Genomic DNA, 25,307 nt, shown 5'->3' with positions numbered 1-25,307 from the left:
AGATATTTTAAAAGCATAAAAAAAAGCCTAGTTTCCTAGGCCCACACTACACTATTCTACTTTTCCAGTCCATTTCATCATGCCACCGACCATATTTACTACATTATAGCCATGATCATGCAAGAAATAACATACATTTTCACTTCTTGCCCCTGAGCGGCAAATGAATATGTACTCCGTATCTTGATCTAATTCGTCTAAATGCATAGGGATTTCGCCCATTTTAATATGCTTTGCACCAGGAATCATTCCAGCAGCTACCTCTTCATCCTCACGCACGTCGATCAGTTCTAGCTTTTCCCCTTTTTCTAGCTTTTCTTGTAACTCTGCAGTTGTAATTTCTTTTACCATCCAACATTACCCCTTTTAATTTTCTTCTATCGTACACGACTTGCTCGGTACATTTCAATCTTTCTATTTTAGAAAAAGAGCCCCCTAGTGATTGGGGAGCTCCTATCATAAACTAATTTGCTACAATATTAACTAATTTTCCTGGAACAGCAATCACTTTGCGGACAGTTTTTCCATCAATTTGCTCTTTTACCGTTGTATCATCCATAGCTATTTGCTCAAGTGCTTCTTTATTTGCATCAGATGGCACCATAAGCTTCGCCTTCACCTTGCCGTTAATTTGAACAACGATTTCTACTTCATCATCAACTAGCTTCGCTTCATCAAATGCTGGCCAAGCTTCATAGGAGATGCTTTCGCTATGACCTAACTTTGACCAAAGCTCTTCAGCGATATGTGGACAAATCGGAGCAAGCAATTTCACAAAGCCCTCCACATAGTCTTTTGGAAGCACTGGAGTTTTATAAGCTTCATTAATAAACACCATTAACTGAGAAATAGCCGTATTAAAGCGTAATCCTTCAAAGTCCTCTGTCACCTTTTTAACGGTTTGGTGATACACCTTTTCAAGACTAGAAGAATCAACCGATTGAACCTTCTCTGCGATTTCACCATTTTCATCCACTAACAAACGCCAAATACGGTCTAAGAAGCGGCGTGAACCGTCTAAGCCTTGTGTTGACCATGCAATAGAAGCCTCAAGTGGACCCATGAACATTTCGTATAAACGTAGAGTATCAGCACCATGGGTTCCAACGATTTCGTCAGGGTTTACGACATTCCCTTTTGATTTACTCATTTTTTCATTGTTTTCCCCAAGAATCATCCCTTGGTTAAACAATTTTTGGAATGGTTCTTTTGTGCTTACTACGCCGATATCATACAAAAACTTATGCCAGAATCGAGCATAAAGCAAGTGAAGAACCGCATGCTCTGCCCCACCGATATAAATATCAACTGGAAGCCACTCTTTTAGTTTTTCTGGATCTGCTAACGCTTGATCATTCTTCGGATCAATATAACGTAAGTAGTACCAGCAGCTTCCTGCCCATTGCGGCATCGTATTTGTTTCACGACGTCCTTTTTTCCCTGTTACAGGGTCAACTACGTTTACCCAGTCTTCGATATTCGCAAGTGGCGATTCGCCTGTTCCAGACGGACGAATTTCTGTCGTTTTTGGCAACATCAATGGAAGCTCTGAATCAGGAACAGCTGTCATTGTCCCATCCTCCCAGTGAATGACTGGAATTGGCTCTCCCCAATAGCGTTGACGGCTAAATAACCAATCGCGTAGACGGTACGTGACCTTCTTCGTTCCGATTTCTTTTTCCTCTAACCAAGCAATCATTCGAGAAATGGCTTCTTCTTTGTTCATTCCATTTAAGAAGTCAGAGTTTACATGCTCACCATCACCTGTGTAAGCTTCCTTAGAAACATCTCCACCTGCAACTACTTCCACAATTGGCAATTCGAATTTCTTAGCAAATTCGTAGTCTCGCTCATCGTGCCCTGGTACCGCCATAATAGCTCCTGTTCCATAGCTAACAAGTACATAATCAGCGATCCAGATTGGCATTTTCGCTCCATTAACCGGATTAATTGCATAAGCACCCGTAAATACACCCGTTTTGTCTTTAGCTAAATCCGTACGCTCCAAATCACTCTTACTCTTGATCTGTTCAATATATGCTTGAACCGCGTCACGCTGCTCTGCTGTCGTAATACTTTCAACCAATGCATGCTCTGGTGCTAATACCGCATAGGTGGCACCGAATAATGTATCAGGTCTTGTTGTAAAAACTGTGAACTGACCGTCATTACCCTCAATGTTAAAAGTAATCTCTGCTCCTTCAGAACGACCGATCCAGTTGCGTTGCATATCCTTTAAGCTCTCTGGCCAGTCAAGTTCTTCTAAGTCCTCTAATAAACGATCCGCATACGCAGTTATTTTTAATACCCACTGCTTCATTGGACGGCGTTCAACGGGATGACCACCACGCTCACTTTTCCCATCAATTACTTCTTCATTTGATAATACTGTTCCAAGAGCTGGACACCAGTTTACGGCTACCTCATCAATATAGGCTAGGCCTTTTTCAAACAATTTTAAGAAAATCCATTGTGTCCATTTATAATATTCAGGATCTGTAGTGTTCACTTCGCGATCCCAATCGTATGAGAAACCTAAAGCCTTGATTTGGCGCTTAAATGTTGCAATATTTAATGCTGTAAATTCAGCAGGATCATTCCCTGTGTCTAATGCATATTGCTCAGCTGGAAGACCAAACGCATCCCATCCCATTGGGTGTAACACATTATAACCTTGCGCACGCTTCATACGTGATAAAATATCTGTTGCTGTGTACCCTTCTGGATGTCCTACATGCAGTCCTGCTCCAGATGGATACGGAAACATATCTAACGCATAAAATTTGCGCTTTCCTTTTTCTTCACTTGTTTGAAACGTCTTATTAGCATCCCAAAAGCTCTGCCACTTTTTTTCAATTTCTTGATGATTAAAGCTCACTTTTAATTCCTCCTAAAAATACTTGTTTAAACGCAAAAAATCCCGTCCCTATAAAAAGGGACGAGAGGATTATGTAGAATCTCCCGCGGTACCACCCACATTAGTGCACAAGTCACTCGCTTCATTATCCTTAACGCGGAATACGGCAAGCATTACTTCCATTCACACTTGCGACTCAAAGGCGAGTTCATGGACACCTGGTTGACTTTCACCATCCGTCAACTCTCTACTTTCAGGTATTTCTCACTACTACTCCTTATCATGGTCACCACATATTTAAGTATGATGCTATTGTAGTGTATTTTTTAGCTCGATGCAAGTTGTGTTTTGTAGCATATGAAGATAAGGAGTAGAGTGTGTGTATTTTTTTATTGAACCGTATAACCTGCGTCAATAACAACCGCTTGACCAGTAATCCCTTTCGCCGCTTCACTTGCTAGAAAAATAGCGTAACTCGCAATCTCGTCAACAGTTAACAAGCGTTTTTGTGGGACGAGTGGGTAGAGAACGTCCTCGAGAACTCTTTCTAGCTCCACCCCTCTTGTCTTGGCTAGATCTGCTAGCTGGTTACGTACCAGTGGAGTGTCTACATAACCTGGGCAAAGAGCGTTCACCGTAATCCCATAGGTTGCTGCTTCGAGGGCTGTTACTTTCGTTAGCCCAATGACTCCATGCTTCGCACTATTGTAAGCGGCTTTACCAGCGAACCCAACTAACCCATTGATAGATGCCATATTAATGATTCGTCCGAAGCCTTGTTTTTTCATATGAGGCAACACATGCTTTGTTAACATGAACGGTGCCGTTAACATGACTTTTATTAACAGCTCAAACCTTTCTGTAGGAAAATCCTCAATATATGATACATGTTGAAGCCCTGCATTATTGATTAACACATCAATTGATCCTAAATGAGAAATCACATGGTCAATCGCTGCAATAATTTCTTCTTCCTTTGTTACATCGCATTTGATTCCTATTGCCTCAAAACCTAACCCTCGAAGCTCGTTTGCTGAAGCAACAACCACCTCTTCATTGACATCTGTTAAAACAATCTTTGCACCATGCTCAGCAAACTTTTTACTAATCTCATACCCTATTCCCTGGGCTGCTCCCGTCACAAAAACAATTGATTGGTCCTTCATAAGAGACTCCTTTCTAGATTCCTACTCCTAAAGAGAACAAAATAATCGCCAGAATAACACCTAGTGTAGGTACTATGACGGTTATTGCACCAACTGGATTGTATGCATCCTTATGACTTTCCCCACAAATTGCCCGAACAGTTGTGACCACATATCCGTTATGAGGGAGAGAGTCCAATGCTCCAGATGAAATAGCTACGACACGATGGAGCGCTTCCGCATTGACTCCCATATCCATGTAATGAGGCGCAAGTAATGGCAATGCAATCGCTTGACCACCAGAGGCTGAACCTGTCATACCAGCAATGACACTAACTGCTATCGCACCTCCAATAAGAGGGCTTCCTGGAATGCTCGTCATAAAGTCAACAGCCACTCCAAATGCAGGAACTGCCTTCGCTACACCACCAAATCCAACAACAGCAGCTGTATTTCCTATGGCAATTAATGCTCCAAGAGTCCCTTCTGAAACAGCACTCCAAAAGTTTTTAAAATATTTACGGTTAAGTGTATACGTCGCGATAACACCGCCCAAAAGAGCAATGATAAGTGCCGATTGCTTTAAAGAATCATGAAAAATAAATGAAATCGCAAGAACCACGACTAACGGCAAAATACCCATTAATGGATTTGGTAGCTCTCTTTCTTCATTGACCGGATCACCATCCCGTTCAACAAAGCCCTCCCCTTTTTCCACCGCTTTTGTAATCATGCGATTTAGCCACCAATAACCAAATATCATCATAAATACTGCAACAATTAAGCTAACTTCCCATCCAGCATAAGGAGAAGTATTCAAATAATCGATTGGAATCCAGTTTTGAATTTCAGGTGAGCCAGCAGAGGTCATCGTAAAGGTAACCGATCCGAAGGCTAATGCTGCAGGTATAAAACGTCGTGGTAAGTTCGCTTGTTTAAACAAACTAAGTGCCATCGGATAGACAGAAAAGGCCACAACGAACAAACTCACTCCTCCATACGTTAACACCGCACAGGCAGCAACAATGGCAAGAATGGCATACTTCATTCCAAGCTTCTCAACAATCAACCTAGAAACTGAATCAGCTGCACCGCTATCTTCCATAACTTTTCCAAAGATAGCCCCTAAAAGGAACATTAAATACCATGCCGTAACAAAGCTAGAAAAACCAGACATATAGTTTCCAACAAGGTTCGCTTCCCCTTCTGCGACAAGTTGTGGAAACAATGGCATTCCATTCAGAACAGCAACAAACAATGCTGATAATGGACCTGCGACAAGTAAATTCATTCCTCGCATCGTTAAGAAAATTAATAAGGCCAACCCCCCAATTAAACCAATCATACTTAGCATCTTATTTCCCCCTTTGTTGTCGAACTAATTTGCAAGCGGTTACATTTTTTCTTTTACATCCTCCCTTCCCTTTTATTTATGCAAGGATCGTGCCAAACTGTTAATCCTTATTGTGATGTGATTTTTATGACTATTTGTTGAACATTCATTCCGGATTTCCGGACTGAACAGTCTATTAGATCTCAAAAATCATAGAATAGATTTCCAAAAAAACATGTCCTTTACCTGAATGAGTTTAATAAAATCATAGACAAAAAGAAGTCCAGAAATCTGGAACAAATTCCGGATATCTGGACTACTCAAGCCCATATTTTTTTAATTTATCATACATAGTTGATTTACTAATTCCTAGTGCTTTAGCTGCCAAAAGCTTATCATGATTATACTTTACTAAGCTTTGCTGAAGAACTCTTCGCTCGGTTTCGTCCAATATTTCCTTTAGCTTCCTTTTTCCAAGTGGGTAAACAGACGAGTCATGAATATAATCTGGTAAGGACTCCACTGTAATGATTTCTCCATTTGATAAGTGAATGGCCGCCTCCATCACATTTTCTAGCTCCCGGATATTTCCTGGCCAGCTATACGTTTGAAGCAATTCAGAAACGTCTTCACTCACTCCGTGTATTCTCTTCCCACTTTTTCTTGTAATCTTATTAATAAAGTATTCTATTAAAATAGGGATATCTTCCATCCTTTCGCGTAATGAGGGGACTTGAAAGGGAACGACATTAATCCGATAAAAAAGATCTTCCCGAAATCGTTTTTCCTCCATCATTTTTTCTAAAGGACGATTAGTCGCAGCAATAATCCGAACATCTACATTCATTGGCTTTAGTGCCCCAACACTTTCAATTTCTCCTTCCTGAAGTGCACGCAGCAACTTCACCTGCATATTTAATGGCATATCGCCCACTTCGTCTAAGAAGAGAGTACCTCCATCCGCTAGATGAAACTTTCCTTTTTTCCCACCTTTTTTTGCCCCAGTAAACGCACCTTCTTCATATCCAAAAAGTTCAGATTCTAATAGATGCTCTGGGATGGCTGCACAATTGATCTTAACGAATGGCTGATGACTTCGATTGCTTAGCTGATGAATGCTGTGCGCAAAAAGCTCTTTTCCCGTACCGCTTTCTCCCCGAATTAGTATCGATATATCACTCGCTGCAATCATCTTGACCTTTTCTTTTAAGCTGACAATTTGCTTTGAAGTCCCTAGAATATCCTCTAATGAGTATTTCACACTTCGATCAAGATCTTGTATGTAACTTTGCATCTTTGACAGCAAGCTCTTTACATGTGAGTTCATCTTCATCCATTCTTGTGTATCTCGAAAAAAAACGGTTCCAAATGCCCCAATCACTTCTCCTTTTGAAAAAATAGGAATACGATTCGCAATCATATAATTGCCTTTAATATACTGGAGATCTGCAATTTCTTCCTTTCCTGTGCTCGCTACAATATGCATTCTCGAATTCTCTATTACCTTTGAAACATGAACCCCGATTACTTCATCTCTGTTCACGTCAAGAAACTCACAATAATTTTTATTTATATAAGTGATTAAGCCTTCCTTATCAACAACTACTAGCCACTCAAATGCATTTTCAACAATTGTTTCAATCGTATCCACCGAAAGCTTTGACAAGGCATGAATCATTAGATGGCTCCTTTGCTTTTTATTCCATTATCATATTTTTCAGATAATGATGTAAAGCAGAAAAAAAACTGATCGATTATCTCAATCAGTTCCGATTTCCGACAAAAATTATCGAGACCACTCTCGATTCCTTTTATTTTGATGCTCTTGCCTGATGAAGTTCATTTCCGTTGAAAGGAGAGCATCTTTTGATGTTCATAACCCCGATGAAGTTCATTTCCGTTGATAAGAGAGCATCTTTTGATGTTCATAACCCCAATGAAGTTCGTTTCCGTTGAAAGGAGAGCATCTTTTGATGTTCATAACCCCGATGAAGTTCATTTCCGTTGATAGAGGCGCATCTTTTGATGTTCATAACCCCGATGAGGTTCATATCCGTTAAAATCGAAGCACCTTTTTGTCCTTCAGCACCCGATGAAGGGCGTTTTAATTTTTGCTTCGCTAATTTGATCGGAGGGATACGACTCCTCGAAAATGCATAGGCATTACCTTCGTGCAACGCTGACTTCAGGATGTCAATTCAAAGTCACGCGGGAATAACAGAGTGACTATTCCTCTTTAATCTCAAACTCCCCAATTCCTAGGTCCGCATTCACCGTTATTGTGACATCACTTTTGCCAAACTTGTCATTTACGTAGACTCCATCTCCCTCTGACGATAATCCTTCCACGGATCTTACTCCTAAACCTTTTTCCGAAATAACCTTTACCCCAACATCTTTAGGTAAAATCAATGTTGTTACTCCTACCCCCATATCCATATTTACATCAAAACTTTTCTTCCAATCTCCACTTAAATCAACAGTAAGATCCCCAACACCGACGTTAATTTGAAGGTCTTGAAGCTTTAATCCTGATAAGTTCAATGTACTAGCGGAAGCACCAGAGTTCACAATTAATTCCAAAGGAACTTTATTTGTTACCTGCAGATTCCATTCATTTTTTAGGCCGCCTTTATTTACATTGATATCCTCGCTCTTCGACTGATCAATAGCTATTTTCCCTGTATCTCCGGTTAATTTATAGGAAACCTCAGGCTCTAAATCTTTATTGTTGTACTTCACCTCTCCAGTTACCCACTCCTTTGATCCTTGAGCCAATGTTAATTCTCCCGCTCCCATATTTACCTCAAGCTCTAGCTCTTCAGCTTTATCACTTTCAACCAATAGACTTTTTTCATATGCATCTTTCCCAACTGCCAAAATATTACACCCTGCAAGCATAAGGGCTCCGGTAGCTACTACAACTCCATATATTAATTTTTTCATTTTTCTTCCTCCTTGAATTCTATACCTTGATTATAGAAGGACATTGAAAAAATGTAGCGAGGCGCGAGCTTTAACTTCTCCTCGGACTTAAGGCGTAGAAACATCTGAGCAAAATAAAAGATAAGAGTCCCAACGACTGTGGGACTCTTATCTTATTAAGAGCTTTGCTCCGGTTCTGGATGAAACTTTGATTTTACAGGCTGGCCGCCTTTGTTTTCATACTTCTTTTTTGATGCTTTGACCTGATCGAAATCAGATCCAAGCTCTACGTCTTGATTGTTTATTCCGTTTCTTGTTTTTTGCTCAGGGTTGTTTTGTTTTGAACGCTTTTTCATCCTTCTCCCCCTATCGATCAAGTAGCGTCATTTGGTTTTGGAGCTGCTGAATTTGCAGCCTCATACGGTGTAAATCTTCTCGTTGTACCTCATTTGCACTTAATGCCATTTTTGCGACATCATTGTATGCATCCTCAAGCTCTCTCATAGCAATATCTAAGTTCTCATCGTTAAAATGATCCTGCCTACTGCTTATGTTAAACTGTGTCTCGGCATTTCGTAATACCGCATTACATCTCTCAAAGAGGTTAATCATGGATTGATGAGTTGCCATTCTAAAAGCCCCCCTTTTCTTCTGACAAAGAAGCAATATGCTTCATATGTAGTTTGTGCAAGTACCCCTTTTCTTACAACTTCTCTCTAGTGGCAGAACTCACCAATCATTTATTCAGTTGGTTGTCCACCCTTTTTCTGATAAAATGAGAATACTTTGATTGTAAGGAGATTACGTAGGTGAGTAAGTTACATCCTTTTTTATATGCATCAGATAATAAGCGATATCATACATGGAATTACCACTTAAGACAAACCTTTGGGCATAAAGTTTTTAAAGTAGCACTTGATGGCGGCTTTGATTGTCCGAACCGAGACGGTACTGTTGCATATGGTGGCTGTACCTTTTGTAGCGCAGCAGGCTCGGGAGACTTCGCAGGAAATAGAGTAGATGATTTAACGACACAGTTCGAAGAAATAAAAGAAAAAATGCACTCAAAATGGAAAGATGGAAAGTATATGGCTTATTTTCAAGCCTATACGAATACGCATGGGCCAATTGAGGAATTAAAAGAAAAATTCGAAAGCGTCCTTTCACAGGAAGGCGTTGTAGGTATATCTATAGCTACAAGACCTGATTGTCTACCTGACGATGTGGTTGACTATTTAGCCGAACTCAATAAGAGAACCTATTTATGGGTGGAGCTAGGTCTTCAAACAGTCCATGAGCGAACAGCACTATTGATAAACAGAGCTCATGATTACCAATGTTATGTTGAAGGAGTAAACAAGCTCCGCAAGCATAATATTCGAATTTGCTCACATATTATTAATGGGTTGCCACTTGAGTCATATGACATGATGATGACAACGGCAAAAGAAGTGGCAAAACTGGACGTTCAAGGAATTAAGATTCATTTATTACACCTTTTAAAGGGAACACCTATGGTGAAGCAATTTGAGAAGGGAATGCTTGAGTTTCTTTCTTTTGAAAACTACGTAAGCTTAGTATGTGACCAATTAGAAATTTTACCACCTGAAATGATTGTCCATCGAATTACGGGGGATGGACCAATTGATTTAATGATCGGACCAATGTGGAGCGTGAATAAGTGGGAAGTATTAAATGCAATTGACGCTGAACTCAAAAGAAGAGACAGCTGGCAAGGAAAGTTCTATCATGTGGGGGCCACCAGCTTATGAAGCTAGAAAGAATTTTGCCCTTTGCTAGAAGCTTGCTTGAAAAGGCATTTCTCCCAGATACCGTTGCAGTAGATGCCACTCTAGGAAATGGGCATGATACTTACTTTTTAGCAAAGCTCGCAAGCGGCATGGGACATGTGTATGGTTTTGATATTCAAGAACAAGCCATTCAAGCGACAAAAGAGCGTCTAGCGGAGGAAAACCTTTCAGATCGCGTCACCCTTATCCATCGTGGACATGAAGAGATGAAAGACTTCATTCCTGAATCAGCAAAAGGAAAGGTAACAGCAGCTATATTCAACCTAGGATATCTTCCTGGTGGAGACAAGAGCATTGTTACAAAACCTGAAACTACTATTTCCGCCATTGAGCAGCTATTGGACCTTTTAGCTGTCGAGGGGATCATAGTCGTGGTCATTTACCATGGCCACGACGAAGGAGCGATTGAACGGGATGAACTTTTGCAATATGTGAAAGGATTAGACCAACAAAAAGCACATGTCCTTCGTTATCAGTTTGAAAATCAAAGAAATAATGCCCCATTTATCATCGCTATTGAAAAACGATCATAAAAAAACAGTCTGAAATTTGATTTCAGACTGTTTTACTGTGTACGAGCTCGAAATATATTCCATTTTTGCACGGAGCGATACAGACGCCCATTGATATAGAAAAATAAACCTACGGGACCTGAATTCCATATCATTGTTCGTGAAAGCTTTCTTACTCCTCTTTGATTACGTACTTTATCATCTGATAAATAAATACCTAATAAACCTCGATTAATCAACTGATGAAATCTTTTATACGGCAGATTTTCAATGTGGCGATCCGCTTCATTTACAAAATGATTGAGTCGTTCAAACAGCGCTTTTTCATCTTTATAGTAAAAGCAAAAATTTAGATCTCCACCATCTAGATCTTCTTCCTGATCGATAAAGTAATCCAGAAGAATATGTAATCCTTGCACATAAGGGAAATATCCTTCACGAATGGAATCCGCATGGTGATGAGTAAATCCTTCGCTCATGGCAAATGAGACAAGGCAAAAAATTCCTAAAGTAGAACCGGAGCAAGCAGAAAATTCATACCATTCCATTTCAGGTATTTTGCTTCTATGCTTACCAAACCAATTTTTGAGTCGAGGAATTCGTTCTTCAAGTTGAACATGCTTATGTATTTGTAAATCGCAATAATAGCGGCATAACTCAAGCAAGTGTTCTCGAATCATTTCGTACTTATCTATCCCTGCAAGGACCTCCTGACAGGTTGCCACTAGGTCATGTAAATACCCTCCATCATCTTGGTCTTCACGGTGCTCATAATAATTCTTTTGCTCTTTCCCAACGGTAAGAGCATGTTCCATTGATTCATGCAACGTCGCAAAATCATTCGGATCAAGCGAAGTACTCCGATCACATAAATTGTCTAGATAATCACTAATCGTCTGATAAGCAACAATAAATCGAATCGCTTCTTCATAGCGGTCCATTCCCATTAAAGAAAGAATTCCACCGCCTTCACAATGAAACGTTTTGTGTTCAATGCTAGCTAGTGCTTGCTTCCGAAGCTCTAGATTCGGTATTTCTTCCGCTCGTGCCTTCCAACCCCTCAGTTCTCTATGAACAGCAGGTAAAACCTTCCTATATACTTCCGTCATTAAGCTGATGGGCATTGTTGGAACACTCATTCAGTTCACCTCACTCACACGATATATCCTAGTCCTTTTAATTGACCTTCCACGAAATCTTTAACATATAAAAATACTTCTTCCCGTTCTGGTTCATTAAACACTTCATGATAGCATTTTGGCCATTCCTTGAAACGTTTTTCTGATAAAGGGACAGAGTTGAACCAATTTCTTACTTTCTCTTTATCTACGACCCTGTCATCCCCACCTTGAACGACCAATAAAGGTGTATCCTGAGTTCTTTTAATCATTGCGAATGCATTCTTCATCGCTTCTTCTAGCTCACGATACCAGCGTACAGATATCTTTTTTACATATAAAGTGTCTTTAAGGTCCAACTCTCTTACATCTTCATTTCTCGTCACCATGTCCAAAGAGATTCCTGAGGACACTCGTAAGGCTGGGAACACTTTATTTAAAATAAAGGTTGCCGCGTGTAAGATTGGAGAAGGCTTGTTCACTAAACCTAAGCAAGGAGACGAAAGGATGACACCAGCTACATTTAATCGCTCTTTTTGTAGAAGCCTTAGTGTAATCAGTCCTCCCATGCTGTGACCAATTAAGAATACTGGCAAATCAAATTGATAGGATGCATCAATCCACTTTTTTACTTCATCCACATATTCTTCGAATGAATCAATATGCCCTCTTCTTGATCTTGTCGTTAATCCATGACCAGGCAAATCACCCATGACGACATGAAAGCCCGAATTTCTCCACTGCTCAATAAGCCAACCGTATCTTCTATGATGCTCCATCGCCCCATGAACGATAACAATAACTGCTCTAGCATTCCCTTCTGCTTCCCATTTCCACATATGTATTGCCCCTTCTAAAAAAGTATAAGAAAATATTATGTAAATTCGTTATAGTAAATATATATGATTACATTAAGGAGGATGTTTATGATTTATCCCTATCATGATAAAACCCCGAGAATCGCCGAAACTGCGTACCTTGCCGAATATACAACGGTAACTGGAGATGTTGTCATTGGTGAACAAACAAGCATATGGTTCGGTACTGTTATCCGCGGAGATGTTGCCCCAACAATCATAGGGGACCGCGTGAATATTCAGGATAACTCTATTTTACACCAAAGTCCAAATAATCCGCTTATAATTGAAGACGAAGTCACCATCGGTCACCAAGTTATTTTGCATAGCTGCGTCATCCGAAAGAAAGCTTTAGTTGGAATGGGTTCTATTATACTAGATCAGGCAGAAATTGGCGAAGGTGCATTCATTGGAGCCGGAAGTTTAGTTCCTCAAGGAAAGAAAATCCCACCGAACACACTCGCGTTTGGTCGCCCTGCCAAGGTGATTCGTGAGTTAACTGAGGAAGATATTAAGGATCGTGACAGAATCATGAACCAGTACGTAGAAAAAGGACAATACTACAAATCGATACAAAAATAAGAATTATTAGAAAAAGTATCTTGAAGCTAGAGGAAATATGCCGATATAACTAATAATAGAATGCTTAACTAATTGTTTATCGGTGGTGCCCATGACTACACTAATCATTTTAATAGGGATTTTAATCATCCTACTATTTATTTTTACACGTCTTATAAAGAAAAGTCCTTCTCTTAAAACTTCTTTTTCAATTATTGGAATGGTTTTACTAGGGTTCTTCATCTTATTTATTGCACAAACACCACATATTGCGGAAGCGGTAGGTCGAATGAAGACCTGGGTACAAGCCCCTTTACGTTCGACGAACACTTTTATCGATGATAGGACTGACCTTACGATTATTCCGTTAGAACAAACCGTTCTCTTAGATGCACCGGTCATCAACCAACTCCCTGAACTTCCACGTGGCTGTGAAGTTACGAGTTTAGCCATGCTATTACAATACGCAAATATTTCAGTAGATAAGATGACTCTTGCTAAAGAAATCAAAAAAGACACTACAACCTACAAGGTCTCCGGTGGAAAAGTTTACTACGGTCATCCTAATGACGGATTTGTAGGGAGCATGTATACAAAAGAACTACCTGGTTTAGGCGTGTACCATAAACCCATTAAAGAACTAGCTGAAAAATATTTACCTGGACAAATTGAAGATTTAACCGGTTCACCTTTTAATGATCTAAAAATACACCTTTCTGACAAGCGTCCTGTCTGGGTGATCACCAACACTTCTTTTAAAAAGCTGTCATCCAATCAATTTGTGACCTGGCATACTCCAAGTGGTGTGATTGATATTACCTACAAAGAACACTCTGTTTTATTAACAGGCTTTGATAAGGATTATGTATACTTTAACGATCCATTAACAGGTGAAAAAAATAAAAAAGCACCCATAATGGATTTTGAAGAATCCTGGGTGCAAATGGGAAGTCAGGCAATTACCTACCTCCCTCGCTAATTAGCTTTGTAACACTTTTTCCGCTAAGTATTCCTTCTCGAAGGAATACTTTTTTTCTACATACACCTGATGCCATACCATAAACATAAGAACCGTCCAAATCTTTCTGCTATTATCGGCTTTTCCTTGGCAGTGATCCTCAAGCAATTGAAGCACATACGTCTTATTTAATAAATAATCTGTATCACTTTCTCTAATAATTGTCTTCGCCCACTCATTCATCTCAGCCTTTAACCAGTGACGAATTGGAACAGGGAAGCCTAGCTTTTTACGATTAAGAACATGCTCTGGTACAATTCCTTCTGCTGCTTTTCTAAGAACGTACTTCGTTGTTCCATTGGCTGTTTTTAAACTTGTTGGAATTTTAGAAGCAACATCAAAAACTGCTTTATCTAAAAATGGAACACGAAGCTCTAACGAATGAGCCATGGTCATTTTGTCAGCCTTTAATAAAATATCTCCACGCATCCATGTATGAATATCAATATACTGCATACGGTCAACTGGATCGTAGCCTTCACTTTCTTTATATAGAGGCTTTGTGATATTCGTGAAATCTAAACCTTTGTTATACGTATTTAGAAGATCACTCTTTTCAAGCTCACTAAACATTTTTGCGTTTCCGATATAGCGTTCTTCTAAAGGAGTCAAACCACGTTCAATAAAGCTCTTCCCACGCATACCTTCTGGCATCATTTTCGCTAGTAAACGTAAAAATGCTTTTCCAACCTGTGGAATTTTATTAAACACCTCTAAACTCTGAGGCTCTCTATAAATATTGTAGCCACCAAATAGCTCATCTGCACCTTCTCCAGATAGAACCACCGTAACGTGCTTACGTGCCTCACGTGCCACAAAATATAAAGGTACACATGCAGGGTCTGCAAGCGGATCGTCCATATGCCACATAATCTTTGGCACTTCATTCATATACTCTTCTGGAGTAATGATATAGCTAATATTTTCTACTCCAAGCTTATCAGCCGTTTCCTTAGCGACATCAATCTCACTAAACCCATTATGATCAAAACCTACAGAAAATGTCTTAATTGCTGGATGAAATTCTTTTGCAATGGAAGCAATGATCGAAGAGTCAATTCCACCAGAAAGGAACGAACCAACAGGTACATCACTTCTCATATGAATTTTGACAGAATCAAAAAGAACATCTCTAATTTCCTTTACAAAATCACTCTCTGATTTTCTTACTGGGTGGAAATGCGCCTTCCAATAACGCTTAATTTCCATTTCAGATCCGATTTTCTTTGTAAAGTAGTGTCCTGGTTCTAATTTTGAAATTCCTTCTGACATCGTATAAGGCTCAGGAACAAACTGATATGTTAAGTAATACTGTAAAGAATCATAGTTTAATACATCATTTTGCAGTGCAAGTAAAATACTCTTTTTCTCAGATGCAAAGAATGTCTTTTCCCCGTCATCAAAATAGAAGAAAGGCTTGATGCCGAATGGATCACGTGCACCATAAAGCGTCTTCTCAACCTTATCCCAAATAACAAAGGCAAACATTCCACGAAGCTTCTCCACAGCTTTTTCCTTCAGATGGCTATACAGGGCAATAATTACTTCTGTATCGGAACTTGTTGCAAAGGTTATCCCTTCTGCCATTAGTTCTTCTCTTAGCTCAACATAGTTATAAATTTCCCCGTTAAAGATAATCCAGTATCTTTCGTTTTCAAAATGAAGAGGTTGATGCCCACTTTCTATATCAATGATACTTAACCGACGAAACCCAAATTGAACATGAGAATCATAGAAATATCCATCATCATCAGGTCCTCGATGCGTAATCACATTATTCATATTTTCAAATTGTTGTTTTTGTCCATCACTAAACACTTGCGATTTGTCATGAACACATCCAATAAAACCACACATGTATGTAACTCACCTACTCCGTTCTTACGAGTTTAATCTTCCATTCAGAAAGAATACCTATTAATACTACCACTAAAATTATCGAATCGCACTGTCTAATTGAGCATTTCCTAAAAATTCAAGCTTACTACCCATTGTTTACATCCCTTTTTGCTTCTAAACCACCATACCCTTATAGACGTAAAGAAAAACCGGGAGTTACAAATTTTCTGTAACTCCCGGCTGATTACTTACTATTATAATTATCTTTCAAGAGCTTCCTTACGAAGCGTGTCAGCTTTATCTGTACGCTCCCATGGAAGATCTACATCTGTACGGCCAAAGTGACCATAAGCAGCAGTTTGCTTATAGATAGGACGTCTTAAATCAAGCATTTTAATGATTCCAGCTGGACGAAGATCGAAGTTATTACGTACAACTTCAATAAGAACATCTTCACTTACTTCGCTAGTTCCAAAAGTATCAATAGAAATAGAAACTGGATGTGCAACACCGATTGCGTATGCAAGTTGTACTTCTACTTTATCTGCTAGACCTGCAGCAACAAGATTCTTTGCTACATAACGAGCAGCGTAGGCAGCTGAACGGTCAACCTTTGTAGGATCCTTACCAGAGAATGCACCGCCACCGTGACGAGCATAACCACCGTACGTATCTACAATAATCTTACGTCCTGTTAATCCAGCGTCACCTTGTGGTCCACCGATAACGAAACGACCAGTTGGGTTAATGAAATACTTTGTATCTTCATCAATTAACTCTTCTGGTACAACAGGGTTAATAACATACTCTTTAAGATTACGTTGAATTTGCTCCAAAGTTACTTCAGGATGGTGCTGTGTTGAAATAACAATTGTATCAATACGAACTGGCTTATTATTTTCATCGTATTCAACTGTAACCTGAGTTTTACCATCAGGACGAAGATAAGGAAGAATATCATCCTTACGAACTTCAGTTAGTCTGCGAGCTAGTTTATGCGCTAAAGAAATCGGAAGAGGCATAAGCTCCTTTGTCTCGTTACATGCAAAACCAAACATTAACCCTTGGTCACCTGCTCCAATTGCATCGATTTCTTCATCAGACATAGACCCTTCACGTGCTTCTAGTGCTTGGTCAACTCCCATTGCAATATCAGCTGATTGCTCATCAATTGAAGTTAAAACCGCACATGTTTCAGAATCGAAACCATATTTTGCACGAGTGTACCCAATTTCCTTAATTGTTTCACGAACAATCTTTGGAATATCTACGTATGTAGAGGTTGTAATTTCCCCAGCAACTAATACTAAACCTGTTGTTACTGACGTTTCTGCAGCAACACGAGCATTTGCGTCTTTTGCTAAGATAGCATCTAAAATTGAGTCTGAAATTTGGTCACTGATTTTATCTGGATGACCTTCAGTAACTGACTCGGATGTAAATAAACGACGTTTTTTTGACATCTCCTGACCTCCTATTTATTTATACTTGAGAAAAAGGTATGCTTATTATATAAACAAAACCTTCCATTTGATACGGAACTCATTCCCTAAGTAGTATGAAATAAACATGCCATTTTTATTATGGAGGTTTGAAAAATTACCCACCCAAATAAAAACTTTATGCAAAATAAAAAACCTTCCCTGCTTGAGGAAAGGGTGATAGCAAAGTAATTTGCGCCTTTCGCTCTTATCGTTCAAGGACTAAAATCCTTGCCTCAGGTTAGCACCTTCTCTTTTATATTAATTACAGTTATTGTAATTAATTATTAAAGCAGGTTGCTGGGTTTCATAGGGCCTGTCCCTCCACCAGCTCGGGATAAGAGAGTATCCGTTCAATGTAGAATAATACCGTATCACGTCAAATACTGTCAACATCTTTATGAAAAATAGTTAATTCATTCTTCAAATAATGAGCAACTGTTATCTGCGCATTTCCTTTTATTGAGTTTGTATCGATTTTTTGCTATTAGTCGGTAAACCCGGATTCCAATTAAATGTACGAAGGGGAGGTGAAGCACTAACCCGAACAAACATGTAATAGGAGAAAGAAGCAATAGCCTTCTTACAGCCCAATATCCCACAAGTACCTTACCATCTGGATTAATAATATGAATTTCCCTTCTAAGATCCACTGCCTTGAACTGAGGGCTAAAACCTTTTCTCTCATATTCCTGAAGAGACATCCACGTCACCTTTTTTCTAATATCAAGCTTTTGAAAGAGCCTTTTGGTGTTTTGACATAATGAACACTGAGCATCATATAATGCGATCATTTCCAATTAAATTCGTCCCTTCTTTTAATAGTATAGACTATTAACTCGGATTCTTGTTTTTATGAAATGAAAAGCTTAAAAAATAGGTCGAATAAGATGTTTTTTCTTGCACCCTCTAATATTTTTATAAATAGTATAGACTAATTAAGTTAATGTGTTATACTAATTAAAAAATAACAAATAAAGGTAGGTAGTCATCAGATGAACTCTGTCCGTATTTCTAATCAATTAAGTGAATTGGTAGCCTCTGGTCATGTGCATGTGCAACTATCTGTACCACAATTAGTCGAAAAGGTTCTTACTAGAAACGAAGGAGTCTTGACTTCGACAGGAGCTGTTCGAGCAACAACAGGAAAATATACTGGTCGGTCTCCAAAAGACAAATACATTGTTGAAGAAGTTTCTACAAAGGACAAGATTGACTGGGGAGCTGTTAACCAACCAATCTCTCCAGAAGTGTTCGATCGTTTATATAATAAAGTACTAAGTTACTTGAAAGATAGAGATGAGTTGTTTGTTTTCAAAGGGTTCGCTGGCGCAGATAAGAAGCATCGCCTGCCCATTCAAGTGATAAATGAGTTTGCTTGGCATAATTTATTTGCCCACCAGTTATTCATAAGACCAACAGCAGAAGAGCTTTTGACTCATGAGGAACAATTCACAGTCATATCGGCTCCAAACTTTAAAGCAGACCCTATTATTGATGGTACTAAATCTGAGACTTTTATCATTGTCTCCTTTGAAAGAAAGACCGTATTAATCGGTGGTACAGAATATGCAGGAGAGATGAAGAAGTCCATTTTCTCGATCATGAATTACTTACTGCCTGAAAATAATATTCTCTCTATGCACTGCTCAGCAAATGTCGGCGTTGAAGGTGATGTAGCTTTATTCTTCGGCTTATCAGGAACAGGTAAAACGACTTTATCTGCTGATGCGAATCGACGCTTAATCGGAGATGATGAACACGGCTGGTCAGCTAACGGTGTTTTTAATATTGAAGGAGGCTGCTATGCTAAGTGCATTAACCTTTCAAGAGAAAAGGAGCCTCAAATCTTCGACGCGATTCATTTTGGATCTGTGTTAGAGAATGTCGTGCTGAATAAGGAATCACGAGTCGCTGACTATGATGATGGAACATTAACTGAGAATACGCGTGCTGCTTATCCTATCCAATCTATTAGTAATATCGTGGATCCAAGTGTCGCTGGTCACCCTAATACAATAATATTCCTAACAGCAGATGCTTTTGGGGTACTACCTCCAATTGCAAAGCTATCTAAGGAACAAGCGATGTACCATTTCTTAAGCGGATACACTTCAAAACTTGCTGGTACGGAACAAGGAATCACTTCACCACAAGCAACATTTTCAACTTGCTTCGGCTCTCCTTTCCTACCATTAGAAGCAACTCGCTATGCTGAAATGCTAGGATCCAAGATTGACGAGCATAATGCGAAGGTTTATCTAGTGAATACAGGCTGGACTGGTGGCGAGTATGGAGTCGGAAGTAGAATGAAGCTATCATACACCCGCTCCATGGTACAGGCAGCTCTCGAAGGGGAACTAAACCATGTAGAAACATGTAAAGACCCTATTTTCGGATTGGAGATCCCCCTTCATGTTCCAGGTGTTCCGGATGATGTTCTTCAGCCAAACCGAACATGGGCTGACCAAGAGGCGTACCAGATTAAAGCGAACGAATTAGCCACTAAATTCAAAGATAACTTCAATAAATTTGCAAATGTTTCAACACAGATTATCGAAAAAGGCGGTCCTTTAGTTTAATTTTTAAAAAAGAGCGTAATCAGTCGATTACGCTCTTTTAATTGGATGAATGTAAGGAGATCAATTGATACTCAATCGTCGTTTTTTCACCTTCTAAAATTACTTTTTTAATTTTTGCTATGCCACTAACTTCCCCATCAATCGTTCTTCTTACCTCAAGAGGAATGTCTATTGGATATAAGCGATATCCTTCTTTGGTTAGTGTAAATAGGTTTTCCTCTAGTCGCTTTTCTCTACCCTTAGTAACAATCATTGTATTAAGCTCTAATGGCATACCCATAATTCTCCACTCCTTTTCTTATATTTTATCATTATTATGACTGTTTTTTCATCCATTGTGTTAATTCTGTAACGACTTTTCGGTTAATACTTGGAGGAAAATAATGTGTCAACTCCTCAAAATACCAGCTCTCGACTGGATGACGCATATCTTTTAACCTCTCTTCCAATTTTCGCGCATGGTCCACACTTACATTTTGATCCTTCGATCCATGAATGATTAAAGTTGGACACCGTAATTGTTCAATATCATACAATGGAGTCCGAAATTTATATCTCTCTGGATATTTCGTCGGTGTACCACCAATGACTCTCTTCATCATCCTTCTCAAATCTTCTCTTTCCATATATGTAAGATTCATATCACTTACTCCACCCCAGGTGACGAGAGAGGCTGTATCAGGAAACTTAATGGCAGTTAATAATGCCATCACCCCACCACGAGAGAATCCAAATACATGTACCCTTTTCACTCTTGAATGCTGCTGTAAGATACGATACCCTGCAAATGCATCTTCTCGATCATCTCCAGCAAAATCTTCATTTCCTTCTCCTCCTTGATTTCCTCGGTAGTAGGGGGCAAATACAATAAAGCCTTCACTAGCAAATTGCACCAACCTAGATGGCCTTACCTTTCCTACACTTTTTATTCCACCCCTTAAATATAAGAAACCATCTAACGCTTTCTCTCCTTTAGGTTCTGCTAACATTCCTTTCACCTTAAATCCATCCGAATAATACGTTACTATCGATAACTCCACATGTGGATGAGGCGAAGGAAACCTCTCCATATCAACAATTTCTAGAGTATACATACCTTCTATCACACTCCCTTACACATGTTTTTCATCTAGGCATTCACACATTTTTTTCGACTTCATACGATATGTTAGGCTCCCAAACCGTTCACATAAAAAAGTTTATCTATTAAGGAGGTTATCCATAAAATGAAAAAGTCATTTAAGATTTTCTTTTCCATGTTCCTAGTCGTCATTCTCATTATACCGATTGCTGCCTGCAGCAAGGAAGAAGTCCAAAAAGTACGCATTGGTGAAGTAACCCGTTCCATTTTCTATGCACCTGAATATGTTGCCATAGAAAAAGGTTTTTTTGAAGAAGAAGGATTAGATGTTGAGCTAACAACTACATCAGGTGGAGACAAGACAATGACTGCCCTGTTATCCAATAGTATTGATGTTGCTCTTGTTGGTTCTGAAACATCTATTTACGTTTATGCTCAAGAAGCAAATGACCCAGTCATCAACTTTGCCCAACTAACACAAACAGATGGAACTTTCCTTGTATCTCGTGAAAAAATTGATGATTTTTCGTGGGATATGCTGAAGGGATCCACCTTTTTAGGTCAAAGAAAAGGCGGTATGCCTCAAATGGTTGGGGAATTCGTTCTAAAACAGCACGGTATTGATCCACATAACGACCTGAACCTGATCCAAAATATTGATTTTGCCAATATTTCAAGTGCCTTTGCTTCTGGAACTGGCGACTTTGTCCAGCTTTTCGAGCCAACTGCGAGTGTGTTTGAGCAGGAAGGAAGAGGTCATATTGTCGCTTCATTCGGAACAGAGTCAGGTATGGTACCATATACAACATTTATGTCAAAAGAAAGCTATATGACGGAAAACAAAGAAACCGTTGAAAAATTCGCAAGAGCTATTTATAAAGCTCAAAAATGGGTAGCAGAAAATTCTCCAAAGGATATCGCTGAAGCTATTTCTCCTTACTTCGAGGATACCGACTTAACTTTAATTGAGACGGTGGTTGACCGATACAAGAGCCAGGGCTCTTACGCAACAAATCCAGTGCTTGACGAAGCAGAGTGGGAAAACCTTCAAAATATTATGGATGAAGCAGGAGAGTTACCGAAAAGAGTGGATCACAGTGTCCTTGTAAATACCCTAATTGCTGAAGAGGTAATGAAATAAAATCATTAAATTTCGAGGTGGCCGACTATGAGCTTTTTGAAGCTAGAACATATTCATCACACGTATTTTACTAAGACCTCTGCTACAACGGCCCTCTCCGACATATCACTCGAAGTCGAGGAAGGAGAATTCATTTCCTTCCTTGGTCCGAGCGGATGCGGAAAAACAACCCTACTTTCAATCATAGCAGGATTATTTCAACCAACGGAGGGTACCATCCTGCTTGAGAATCGTTCTGTTAACAAATCTAAGAAAAAGATCGGTTATATGCTACAGCAAGATTATTTATTTCCTTGGAAAACCATCGAGGAAAATATATTGCTTGGTTTAAAAATTTTTGGAATTGAAGACAGTGCTAAGAAGGAATATGCCTTTTCTCTTCTTGAAGAAATGGGATTAAAGGGCTATGAAAAACAATATCCGAAGCAACTCTCTGGTGGAATGAGACAAAGGGTTGCATTAGTTAGAACTTTAGTAACGGAACCGAAGCTGCTTATGCTAGATGAACCATTTTCTGCATTAGATTATCAAACAAAGCTGCGACTAGAGGATCTTGTGTCTGAGACATTAAAATCATTCGGAAAAACAGCTATCCTTGTCACACATGATATTGGTGAAGCAATCGCCATGAGTGATCGAATTTATTTATTTTCTGCTCGTCCTGGGCAAATTCACAAGTCGTTTGAGGTACCAAAGGAGTTAAGAGAACTCTCTCCTTTTCAAGCTAGAAATCACGAAAATTATAATCAGCTATTCCAAGAAATATGGAAGGAGTTGGAATCCCTTGAATAATAAGCAACCAGTGGAACTCCTTCATAACAATTATATTAAAAAGCTCACCTATGAGAAGAGATGGGTTCGTTTTTACCAATTTGTCATCTTCTTTGTATTTTTCCTAGGCTGGGAGATTGCGAGCAAGAAACAATGGATTGACCCATTAATCTTTAGTGCACCTTCAAAAGTATGGAATTTACTCATTAAAAAAATCCAAGATGGTACACTTATGGTAGACCTAGGCTACACCTTATCAGAAACCGTTCTTGGTTTTATTTTAGGAACACTTCTTGGAACCATTCTTGCTGCCATTCTTTGGTGGTCACCATTCCTGTCAAAGGTACTTGACCCCTATTTAGTGATTTTAAATGCCATGCCAAAGGTTGCCTTAGGTCCAATTTTAATCGTTGCACTCGGTCCGAGTATGACTTCTATTATTGCGATGGGTGCGATCATCTCTGTCATCATCACGACCATTGTCGTTTATACCGCCTTTAAAGAAGTGGATCCCAATTATATTAAGGTACTACAAACATTTGGTGCTACCAGATCCCAATGCTTTAAAGAGGCCATACTTCCAGCTTGTTTCCCTACGATCATTTCAACACTTAAGGTGAATGTTGGACTTTCATGGGTTGGGGTCATCGTTGGAGAATTCCTCGTTTCGTCTAGAGGATTGGGTTACATGATTATTTATGGTTTTCAAGTATTTAATTTCACCCTTGTACTGCTCTCCTTACTTGTCATAGCCGTATTCGCGACAATCATGTACCAGTTGGTTGAACTGTTAGAAAGAAAATTGATTAAAAGTAATTAAAAGAGGCGAAGGATCATCCTTGCCTCTTTTTTACAGCAAATGCGTTTGTATGTAATGCAAACTCTTTTCAACCACAGAATCCTTCATAATAAAACTATATTCATCACTCAATCGATCACTAAGGTGAGGATCATCAATGAACACCGGCCCGTCCGTTTCTAGAAAGTCATCTTTCCTTATCAGTTCCTTTATCTCTCCGTAGAAGATGGCTTTTACAAATCTCTCATCATCGTTACGAACTTCATAATGACCAATTTTCATTAACTTATTTAATAACCCACCAGTCTCTTCGAATACTTCCCGGGTAGCAGCATCCTCTAACGTTTCCCCATGTTCCACTTTCCCACCAGGAAATTCCAGACCTCTTTCTTTATGCTTAGTTAGTACCCACCCATTTTTATATTTACTTAGAATAAGAACATGTTTTACAACAGTGCCAAACTTATTTTCTCCAAATGAAAGCAACACCTGTGCTCCCAAATGGTCCCTAAACATCTCCATGAACCCTTCACCCTTAATTTTCTATTTATTTACATAATAGCTGAAACCAATTGTTTTTCCAATCGTATATATGTCGAAGAGATTTAGGAGGGATAAAATGAAAAAGTTCATGAAACCATTCGTTACCTTATTACTAGTATTATTACTTGCAGCGTGTTCTCAAACAGCCACACCAACAGGAAACAATGAAAAGGAGAGTAGTAGCAAAGAAACAAATTCAGAATTAACTCTTGAGCAAGTGTTTGAGAAGTCGTTGAAAGCCTCGGAGGAACTACAAAGTTTCTCCGTTGACATGGACTTGAGCCAGGAGATAACCGCAGCACAAGAAGAAGCGATGAAGATTCAATCTTCCATTACGATGGATGTTGTTACAGAACCAATGGCGTTTTACCAAAAAATGAACATGACAATGGGAGGTACTTCTGAAAGCTTTGCAACAGAAGCATACTTTTCAAAGGACGGAATGTTTATGTCAGATCCATCCACCAATACTTGGATGAAGTTCCCAAGCGAGATGTCTGATCAATTACTACAACTATCCGACCAACAAACAAATCCTGCGGAAGAACTAAAAAAACTAAAGGATTTTGTAAGTGATTTTTCTTTTGAACAAGATAATAAGAATTACATCTTAACTTTACAGGCTTCTGGGGAAGATCTTAGTGAATTTATTAAAGAGGCGGCCATGGAAGGAATGCCAGCTGAGCTGACTGCCGACCCTGCAATTTTTGATGCGATGAAAATTAATGATGCCAAATTTGTGTACCATATTGATAAAGAAACGTTTTATCCTGTAAAGACCGATGTATATATGGATATGGAAATCTCAGCAGAAGGTGAAACTGTACACATGATTCAAGACATAAAAGGAACATACAACAAATTTAATGAAGTAAATACGATTACCATTCCAAAAGAAGTTTTAGATACTGCTACTGAAATGGAGATGTAAAA

The 25,307-nt window shown here is 39.1% G+C and carries 25 protein-coding genes, 1 riboswitch and 1 other annotated feature; of the genes, 9 read left to right on the top strand and 16 right to left on the bottom strand.

What is annotated here, in order from left to right; all coding sequences use genetic code 11:
• Positions 1–51 precede the first annotated feature (51 nt).
• The 8 genes from ACRX5O_RS00295 to ACRX5O_RS00260 all read right to left on the bottom strand — a co-directional run bounded on the left by ACRX5O_RS00295 (position 52) and on the right by ACRX5O_RS00260 (position 8,890).
• Positions 52–351, bottom strand: a complete 300-nt coding sequence (locus ACRX5O_RS00295; protein WP_433904131.1) for a rhodanese-like domain-containing protein — start codon at positions 349–351, stop codon at positions 52–54.
• Positions 352–463: 112 nt separating this feature from the next.
• A complete protein-coding gene (gene leuS, locus ACRX5O_RS00290; protein ID WP_433904130.1) occupies positions 464–2,878 on the bottom strand; it encodes a leucine--tRNA ligase in 2,415 nt (804 codons plus the stop codon).
• Between the two features lie 53 nt (positions 2,879–2,931).
• Positions 2,932–3,150, bottom strand: a binding site (T-box leader).
• Between the two features lie 96 nt (positions 3,151–3,246).
• Positions 3,247–4,023: a 3-hydroxybutyrate dehydrogenase gene (locus ACRX5O_RS00285; RefSeq protein ID WP_433904129.1), complete on the bottom strand. Its 777-nt coding sequence runs from the start codon at positions 4,021–4,023 to the stop codon at positions 3,247–3,249.
• Positions 4,024–4,036: 13 nt separating this feature from the next.
• Complete coding sequence (locus tag ACRX5O_RS00280) at positions 4,037–5,356, bottom strand: GntP family permease (protein ID WP_433904128.1); 1,320 nt, start codon at positions 5,354–5,356, stop codon at positions 4,037–4,039.
• Between the two features lie 295 nt (positions 5,357–5,651).
• The gene (locus ACRX5O_RS00275; RefSeq protein WP_433904127.1) at positions 5,652–7,013 is read right to left on the bottom strand and encodes a sigma-54 interaction domain-containing protein; all 1,362 of its coding nucleotides are present in this window, start codon (positions 7,011–7,013) and stop codon (positions 5,652–5,654) included.
• Between the two features lie 548 nt (positions 7,014–7,561).
• On the bottom strand, positions 7,562–8,281 hold the full coding sequence (locus ACRX5O_RS00270; protein WP_433904126.1) for a toast rack family protein: 720 nt from the start codon (positions 8,279–8,281) through the stop codon (positions 7,562–7,564).
• Positions 8,282–8,436: 155 nt separating this feature from the next.
• Positions 8,437–8,616, bottom strand: a complete 180-nt coding sequence (locus ACRX5O_RS00265; protein WP_160546911.1) for a glycogen biosynthesis protein GlgD — start codon at positions 8,614–8,616, stop codon at positions 8,437–8,439.
• 10 nt (positions 8,617–8,626) lie between these two features.
• The gene (locus tag ACRX5O_RS00260; protein WP_066057527.1) at positions 8,627–8,890 is read right to left on the bottom strand and encodes a YtzC family protein; all 264 of its coding nucleotides are present in this window, start codon (positions 8,888–8,890) and stop codon (positions 8,627–8,629) included.
• 179 nt (positions 8,891–9,069) lie between these two features.
• Here ACRX5O_RS00260 and mnmL point away from each other — a divergent pair, with 179 nt between their 5' ends.
• The gene (mnmL, locus tag ACRX5O_RS00255) at positions 9,070–10,032 is read left to right on the top strand and encodes a tRNA modification radical SAM protein MnmL/YtqA (protein ID WP_433904125.1); all 963 of its coding nucleotides are present in this window, start codon (positions 9,070–9,072) and stop codon (positions 10,030–10,032) included.
• Positions 10,029–10,604: a tRNA 5-(aminomethyl)-2-thiouridylate-methyltransferase MnmM gene (gene mnmM / locus ACRX5O_RS00250; RefSeq protein WP_433904124.1), complete on the top strand. Its 576-nt coding sequence runs from the start codon at positions 10,029–10,031 to the stop codon at positions 10,602–10,604. The genes mnmL and mnmM overlap by 4 nt, the downstream gene beginning before the upstream one ends.
• A gap of 32 nt (positions 10,605–10,636) precedes the next feature.
• On the opposite strand, the gene ACRX5O_RS00245 is transcribed toward mnmM, so the two are convergent.
• Positions 10,637–11,722 carry a tetraprenyl-beta-curcumene synthase family protein gene (locus ACRX5O_RS00245; protein WP_433904123.1) on the bottom strand — a complete coding sequence of 362 codons (1,086 nt, stop codon included), beginning with the start codon at positions 11,720–11,722 and terminating at the stop codon, positions 10,637–10,639.
• A 14-nt stretch (positions 11,723–11,736) separates the two neighbouring features.
• Positions 11,737–12,540, bottom strand: a complete 804-nt coding sequence (locus tag ACRX5O_RS00240) for an alpha/beta hydrolase (protein WP_433904122.1) — start codon at positions 12,538–12,540, stop codon at positions 11,737–11,739.
• Positions 12,541–12,627: 87 nt separating this feature from the next.
• On the opposite strand from ACRX5O_RS00240, the gene ACRX5O_RS00235 reads away from it, so the two are divergent.
• Both ACRX5O_RS00235 and ACRX5O_RS00230 read left to right on the top strand, forming a co-directional pair.
• Positions 12,628–13,140, top strand: coding sequence for a gamma carbonic anhydrase (locus tag ACRX5O_RS00235; protein WP_391558747.1), 513 nt, complete (start codon positions 12,628–12,630; stop codon positions 13,138–13,140).
• Between the two features lie 91 nt (positions 13,141–13,231).
• Positions 13,232–14,098: a C39 family peptidase gene (locus ACRX5O_RS00230; RefSeq protein ID WP_433904121.1), complete on the top strand. Its 867-nt coding sequence runs from the start codon at positions 13,232–13,234 to the stop codon at positions 14,096–14,098.
• Here the strand turns inward: ACRX5O_RS00230 and asnB are convergent, their stop codons facing one another.
• The 3 genes from asnB to ACRX5O_RS00215 form a co-directional block, all read right to left on the bottom strand.
• The gene (gene asnB, locus ACRX5O_RS00225; protein ID WP_433904120.1) at positions 14,099–15,994 is read right to left on the bottom strand and encodes an asparagine synthase (glutamine-hydrolyzing); all 1,896 of its coding nucleotides are present in this window, start codon (positions 15,992–15,994) and stop codon (positions 14,099–14,101) included. It lies immediately after the preceding gene.
• A 242-nt stretch (positions 15,995–16,236) separates the two neighbouring features.
• Positions 16,237–17,439 carry a methionine adenosyltransferase gene (gene metK, locus ACRX5O_RS00220; RefSeq protein WP_433904119.1) on the bottom strand — a complete coding sequence of 401 codons (1,203 nt, stop codon included), beginning with the start codon at positions 17,437–17,439 and terminating at the stop codon, positions 16,237–16,239.
• A 223-nt stretch (positions 17,440–17,662) separates the two neighbouring features.
• Positions 17,663–17,801: riboswitch (SAM riboswitch) on the bottom strand.
• A 72-nt stretch (positions 17,802–17,873) separates the two neighbouring features.
• Positions 17,874–18,251 (bottom strand): thiol-disulfide oxidoreductase DCC family protein, encoded by a 378-nt coding sequence (locus tag ACRX5O_RS00215; protein WP_433904731.1) that lies wholly within the window; start codon positions 18,249–18,251, stop codon positions 17,874–17,876.
• Positions 18,252–18,452: 201 nt separating this feature from the next.
• On the opposite strand from ACRX5O_RS00215, the gene pckA reads away from it, so the two are divergent.
• On the top strand, positions 18,453–20,039 hold the full coding sequence (gene pckA, locus ACRX5O_RS00210; protein ID WP_433904118.1) for a phosphoenolpyruvate carboxykinase (ATP): 1,587 nt from the start codon (positions 18,453–18,455) through the stop codon (positions 20,037–20,039).
• A gap of 37 nt (positions 20,040–20,076) precedes the next feature.
• Here pckA and ACRX5O_RS00205 read toward each other — a convergent pair whose 3' ends face one another.
• Both ACRX5O_RS00205 and ACRX5O_RS00200 read right to left on the bottom strand, forming a co-directional pair.
• Positions 20,077–20,319, bottom strand: coding sequence for a DUF2584 domain-containing protein (locus ACRX5O_RS00205; protein WP_433904117.1), 243 nt, complete (start codon positions 20,317–20,319; stop codon positions 20,077–20,079).
• 34 nt (positions 20,320–20,353) lie between these two features.
• Entirely contained in the window at positions 20,354–21,133 is a 780-nt protein-coding gene (locus tag ACRX5O_RS00200) for an alpha/beta hydrolase family protein (RefSeq protein WP_433904116.1), read from the bottom strand.
• 132 nt (positions 21,134–21,265) lie between these two features.
• Here ACRX5O_RS00200 and ACRX5O_RS00195 point away from each other — a divergent pair, with 132 nt between their 5' ends.
• From ACRX5O_RS00195 to ACRX5O_RS00185, 3 genes are read left to right on the top strand one after another with little or no spacing between them, the layout of a single operon-like run.
• Complete coding sequence (locus ACRX5O_RS00195; RefSeq protein ID WP_433904115.1) at positions 21,266–22,261, top strand: ABC transporter substrate-binding protein; 996 nt, start codon at positions 21,266–21,268, stop codon at positions 22,259–22,261.
• A 27-nt stretch (positions 22,262–22,288) separates the two neighbouring features.
• Positions 22,289–23,053, top strand: a complete 765-nt coding sequence (locus ACRX5O_RS00190; protein WP_433904114.1) for an ABC transporter ATP-binding protein — start codon at positions 22,289–22,291, stop codon at positions 23,051–23,053.
• Positions 23,046–23,852, top strand: coding sequence for an ABC transporter permease (locus tag ACRX5O_RS00185; RefSeq protein WP_433904113.1), 807 nt, complete (start codon positions 23,046–23,048; stop codon positions 23,850–23,852). The genes ACRX5O_RS00190 and ACRX5O_RS00185 overlap by 8 nt, the downstream gene beginning before the upstream one ends.
• 30 nt (positions 23,853–23,882) lie before the next feature.
• Here the strand turns inward: ACRX5O_RS00185 and ytkD are convergent, their stop codons facing one another.
• Entirely contained in the window at positions 23,883–24,353 is a 471-nt protein-coding gene (gene ytkD, locus ACRX5O_RS00180; RefSeq protein WP_433904112.1) for an RNA deprotection pyrophosphohydrolase, read from the bottom strand.
• Positions 24,354–24,450: 97 nt separating this feature from the next.
• Between ytkD and ACRX5O_RS00175 the strand changes: the two genes are divergently transcribed.
• Positions 24,451–25,305 carry a DUF6612 family protein gene (locus ACRX5O_RS00175; protein ID WP_433904111.1) on the top strand — a complete coding sequence of 285 codons (855 nt, stop codon included), beginning with the start codon at positions 24,451–24,453 and terminating at the stop codon, positions 25,303–25,305.
• The last annotated feature ends 2 nt before the right edge of the window (positions 25,306–25,307 follow it).

The sequence above is a fragment of the Robertmurraya mesotrionivorans genome (genome assembly GCF_050971805.1).
Taxonomy (GTDB): Bacteria; Bacillota; Bacilli; order Bacillales; family Cytobacillaceae; genus Robertmurraya_A.
Note: the sequence above shows the minus strand (reverse complement) of the source record. Positions and strands in the feature narration are given on the sequence as shown.

Bases quoted from the DNA above. Each gene is read 5' to 3' on its own strand.
- ACRX5O_RS00295 (WP_433904131.1), bottom strand. From the start codon at position 351: ATGGTAAAAGAAATTACAACTGCAGAGTTACAAGAAAAGCTAGAAAAA.
- ACRX5O_RS00270 (WP_433904126.1), bottom strand. From the start codon at position 8,281: ATGAAAAAATTAATATATGGAGTTGTAGTAGCTACCGGAGCCCTTATG.
- ACRX5O_RS00190 (WP_433904114.1), top strand. From the start codon at position 22,289: ATGAGCTTTTTGAAGCTAGAACATATTCATCACACGTATTTTACTAAG.
- ACRX5O_RS00245 (WP_433904123.1), bottom strand. From the start codon at position 11,722: ATGAGTGTTCCAACAATGCCCATCAGCTTAATGACGGAAGTATATAGG.
- pckA (WP_433904118.1), top strand. From the start codon at position 18,453: ATGAACTCTGTCCGTATTTCTAATCAATTAAGTGAATTGGTAGCCTCT.
- metK (WP_433904119.1), bottom strand. From the start codon at position 17,439: ATGTCAAAAAAACGTCGTTTATTTACATCCGAGTCAGTTACTGAAGGT.
- ACRX5O_RS00200 (WP_433904116.1), bottom strand. From the start codon at position 21,133: ATGTATACTCTAGAAATTGTTGATATGGAGAGGTTTCCTTCGCCTCAT.
- ACRX5O_RS00265 (WP_160546911.1), bottom strand. From the start codon at position 8,616: ATGAAAAAGCGTTCAAAACAAAACAACCCTGAGCAAAAAACAAGAAAC.
- ACRX5O_RS00275 (WP_433904127.1), bottom strand. From the start codon at position 7,013: ATGATTCATGCCTTGTCAAAGCTTTCGGTGGATACGATTGAAACAATT.
- ACRX5O_RS00175 (WP_433904111.1), top strand. From the start codon at position 24,451: ATGAAAAAGTTCATGAAACCATTCGTTACCTTATTACTAGTATTATTA.
- mnmM (WP_433904124.1), top strand. From the start codon at position 10,029: ATGAAGCTAGAAAGAATTTTGCCCTTTGCTAGAAGCTTGCTTGAAAAG.
- ytkD (WP_433904112.1), bottom strand. From the start codon at position 24,353: ATGGAGATGTTTAGGGACCATTTGGGAGCACAGGTGTTGCTTTCATTT.
- ACRX5O_RS00280 (WP_433904128.1), bottom strand. From the start codon at position 5,356: ATGCTAAGTATGATTGGTTTAATTGGGGGGTTGGCCTTATTAATTTTC.
- asnB (WP_433904120.1), bottom strand. From the start codon at position 15,994: ATGTGTGGTTTTATTGGATGTGTTCATGACAAATCGCAAGTGTTTAGT.
- ACRX5O_RS00205 (WP_433904117.1), bottom strand. From the start codon at position 20,319: ATGGGTATGCCATTAGAGCTTAATACAATGATTGTTACTAAGGGTAGA.
- ACRX5O_RS00235 (WP_391558747.1), top strand. From the start codon at position 12,628: ATGATTTATCCCTATCATGATAAAACCCCGAGAATCGCCGAAACTGCG.
- ACRX5O_RS00230 (WP_433904121.1), top strand. From the start codon at position 13,232: ATGACTACACTAATCATTTTAATAGGGATTTTAATCATCCTACTATTT.
- ACRX5O_RS00215 (WP_433904731.1), bottom strand. From the start codon at position 18,251: ATGATCGCATTATATGATGCTCAGTGTTCATTATGTCAAAACACCAAA.
- ACRX5O_RS00285 (WP_433904129.1), bottom strand. From the start codon at position 4,023: ATGAAGGACCAATCAATTGTTTTTGTGACGGGAGCAGCCCAGGGAATA.
- ACRX5O_RS00195 (WP_433904115.1), top strand. From the start codon at position 21,266: ATGAAAAAGTCATTTAAGATTTTCTTTTCCATGTTCCTAGTCGTCATT.
- ACRX5O_RS00240 (WP_433904122.1), bottom strand. From the start codon at position 12,540: ATGTGGAAATGGGAAGCAGAAGGGAATGCTAGAGCAGTTATTGTTATC.
- ACRX5O_RS00260 (WP_066057527.1), bottom strand. From the start codon at position 8,890: ATGGCAACTCATCAATCCATGATTAACCTCTTTGAGAGATGTAATGCG.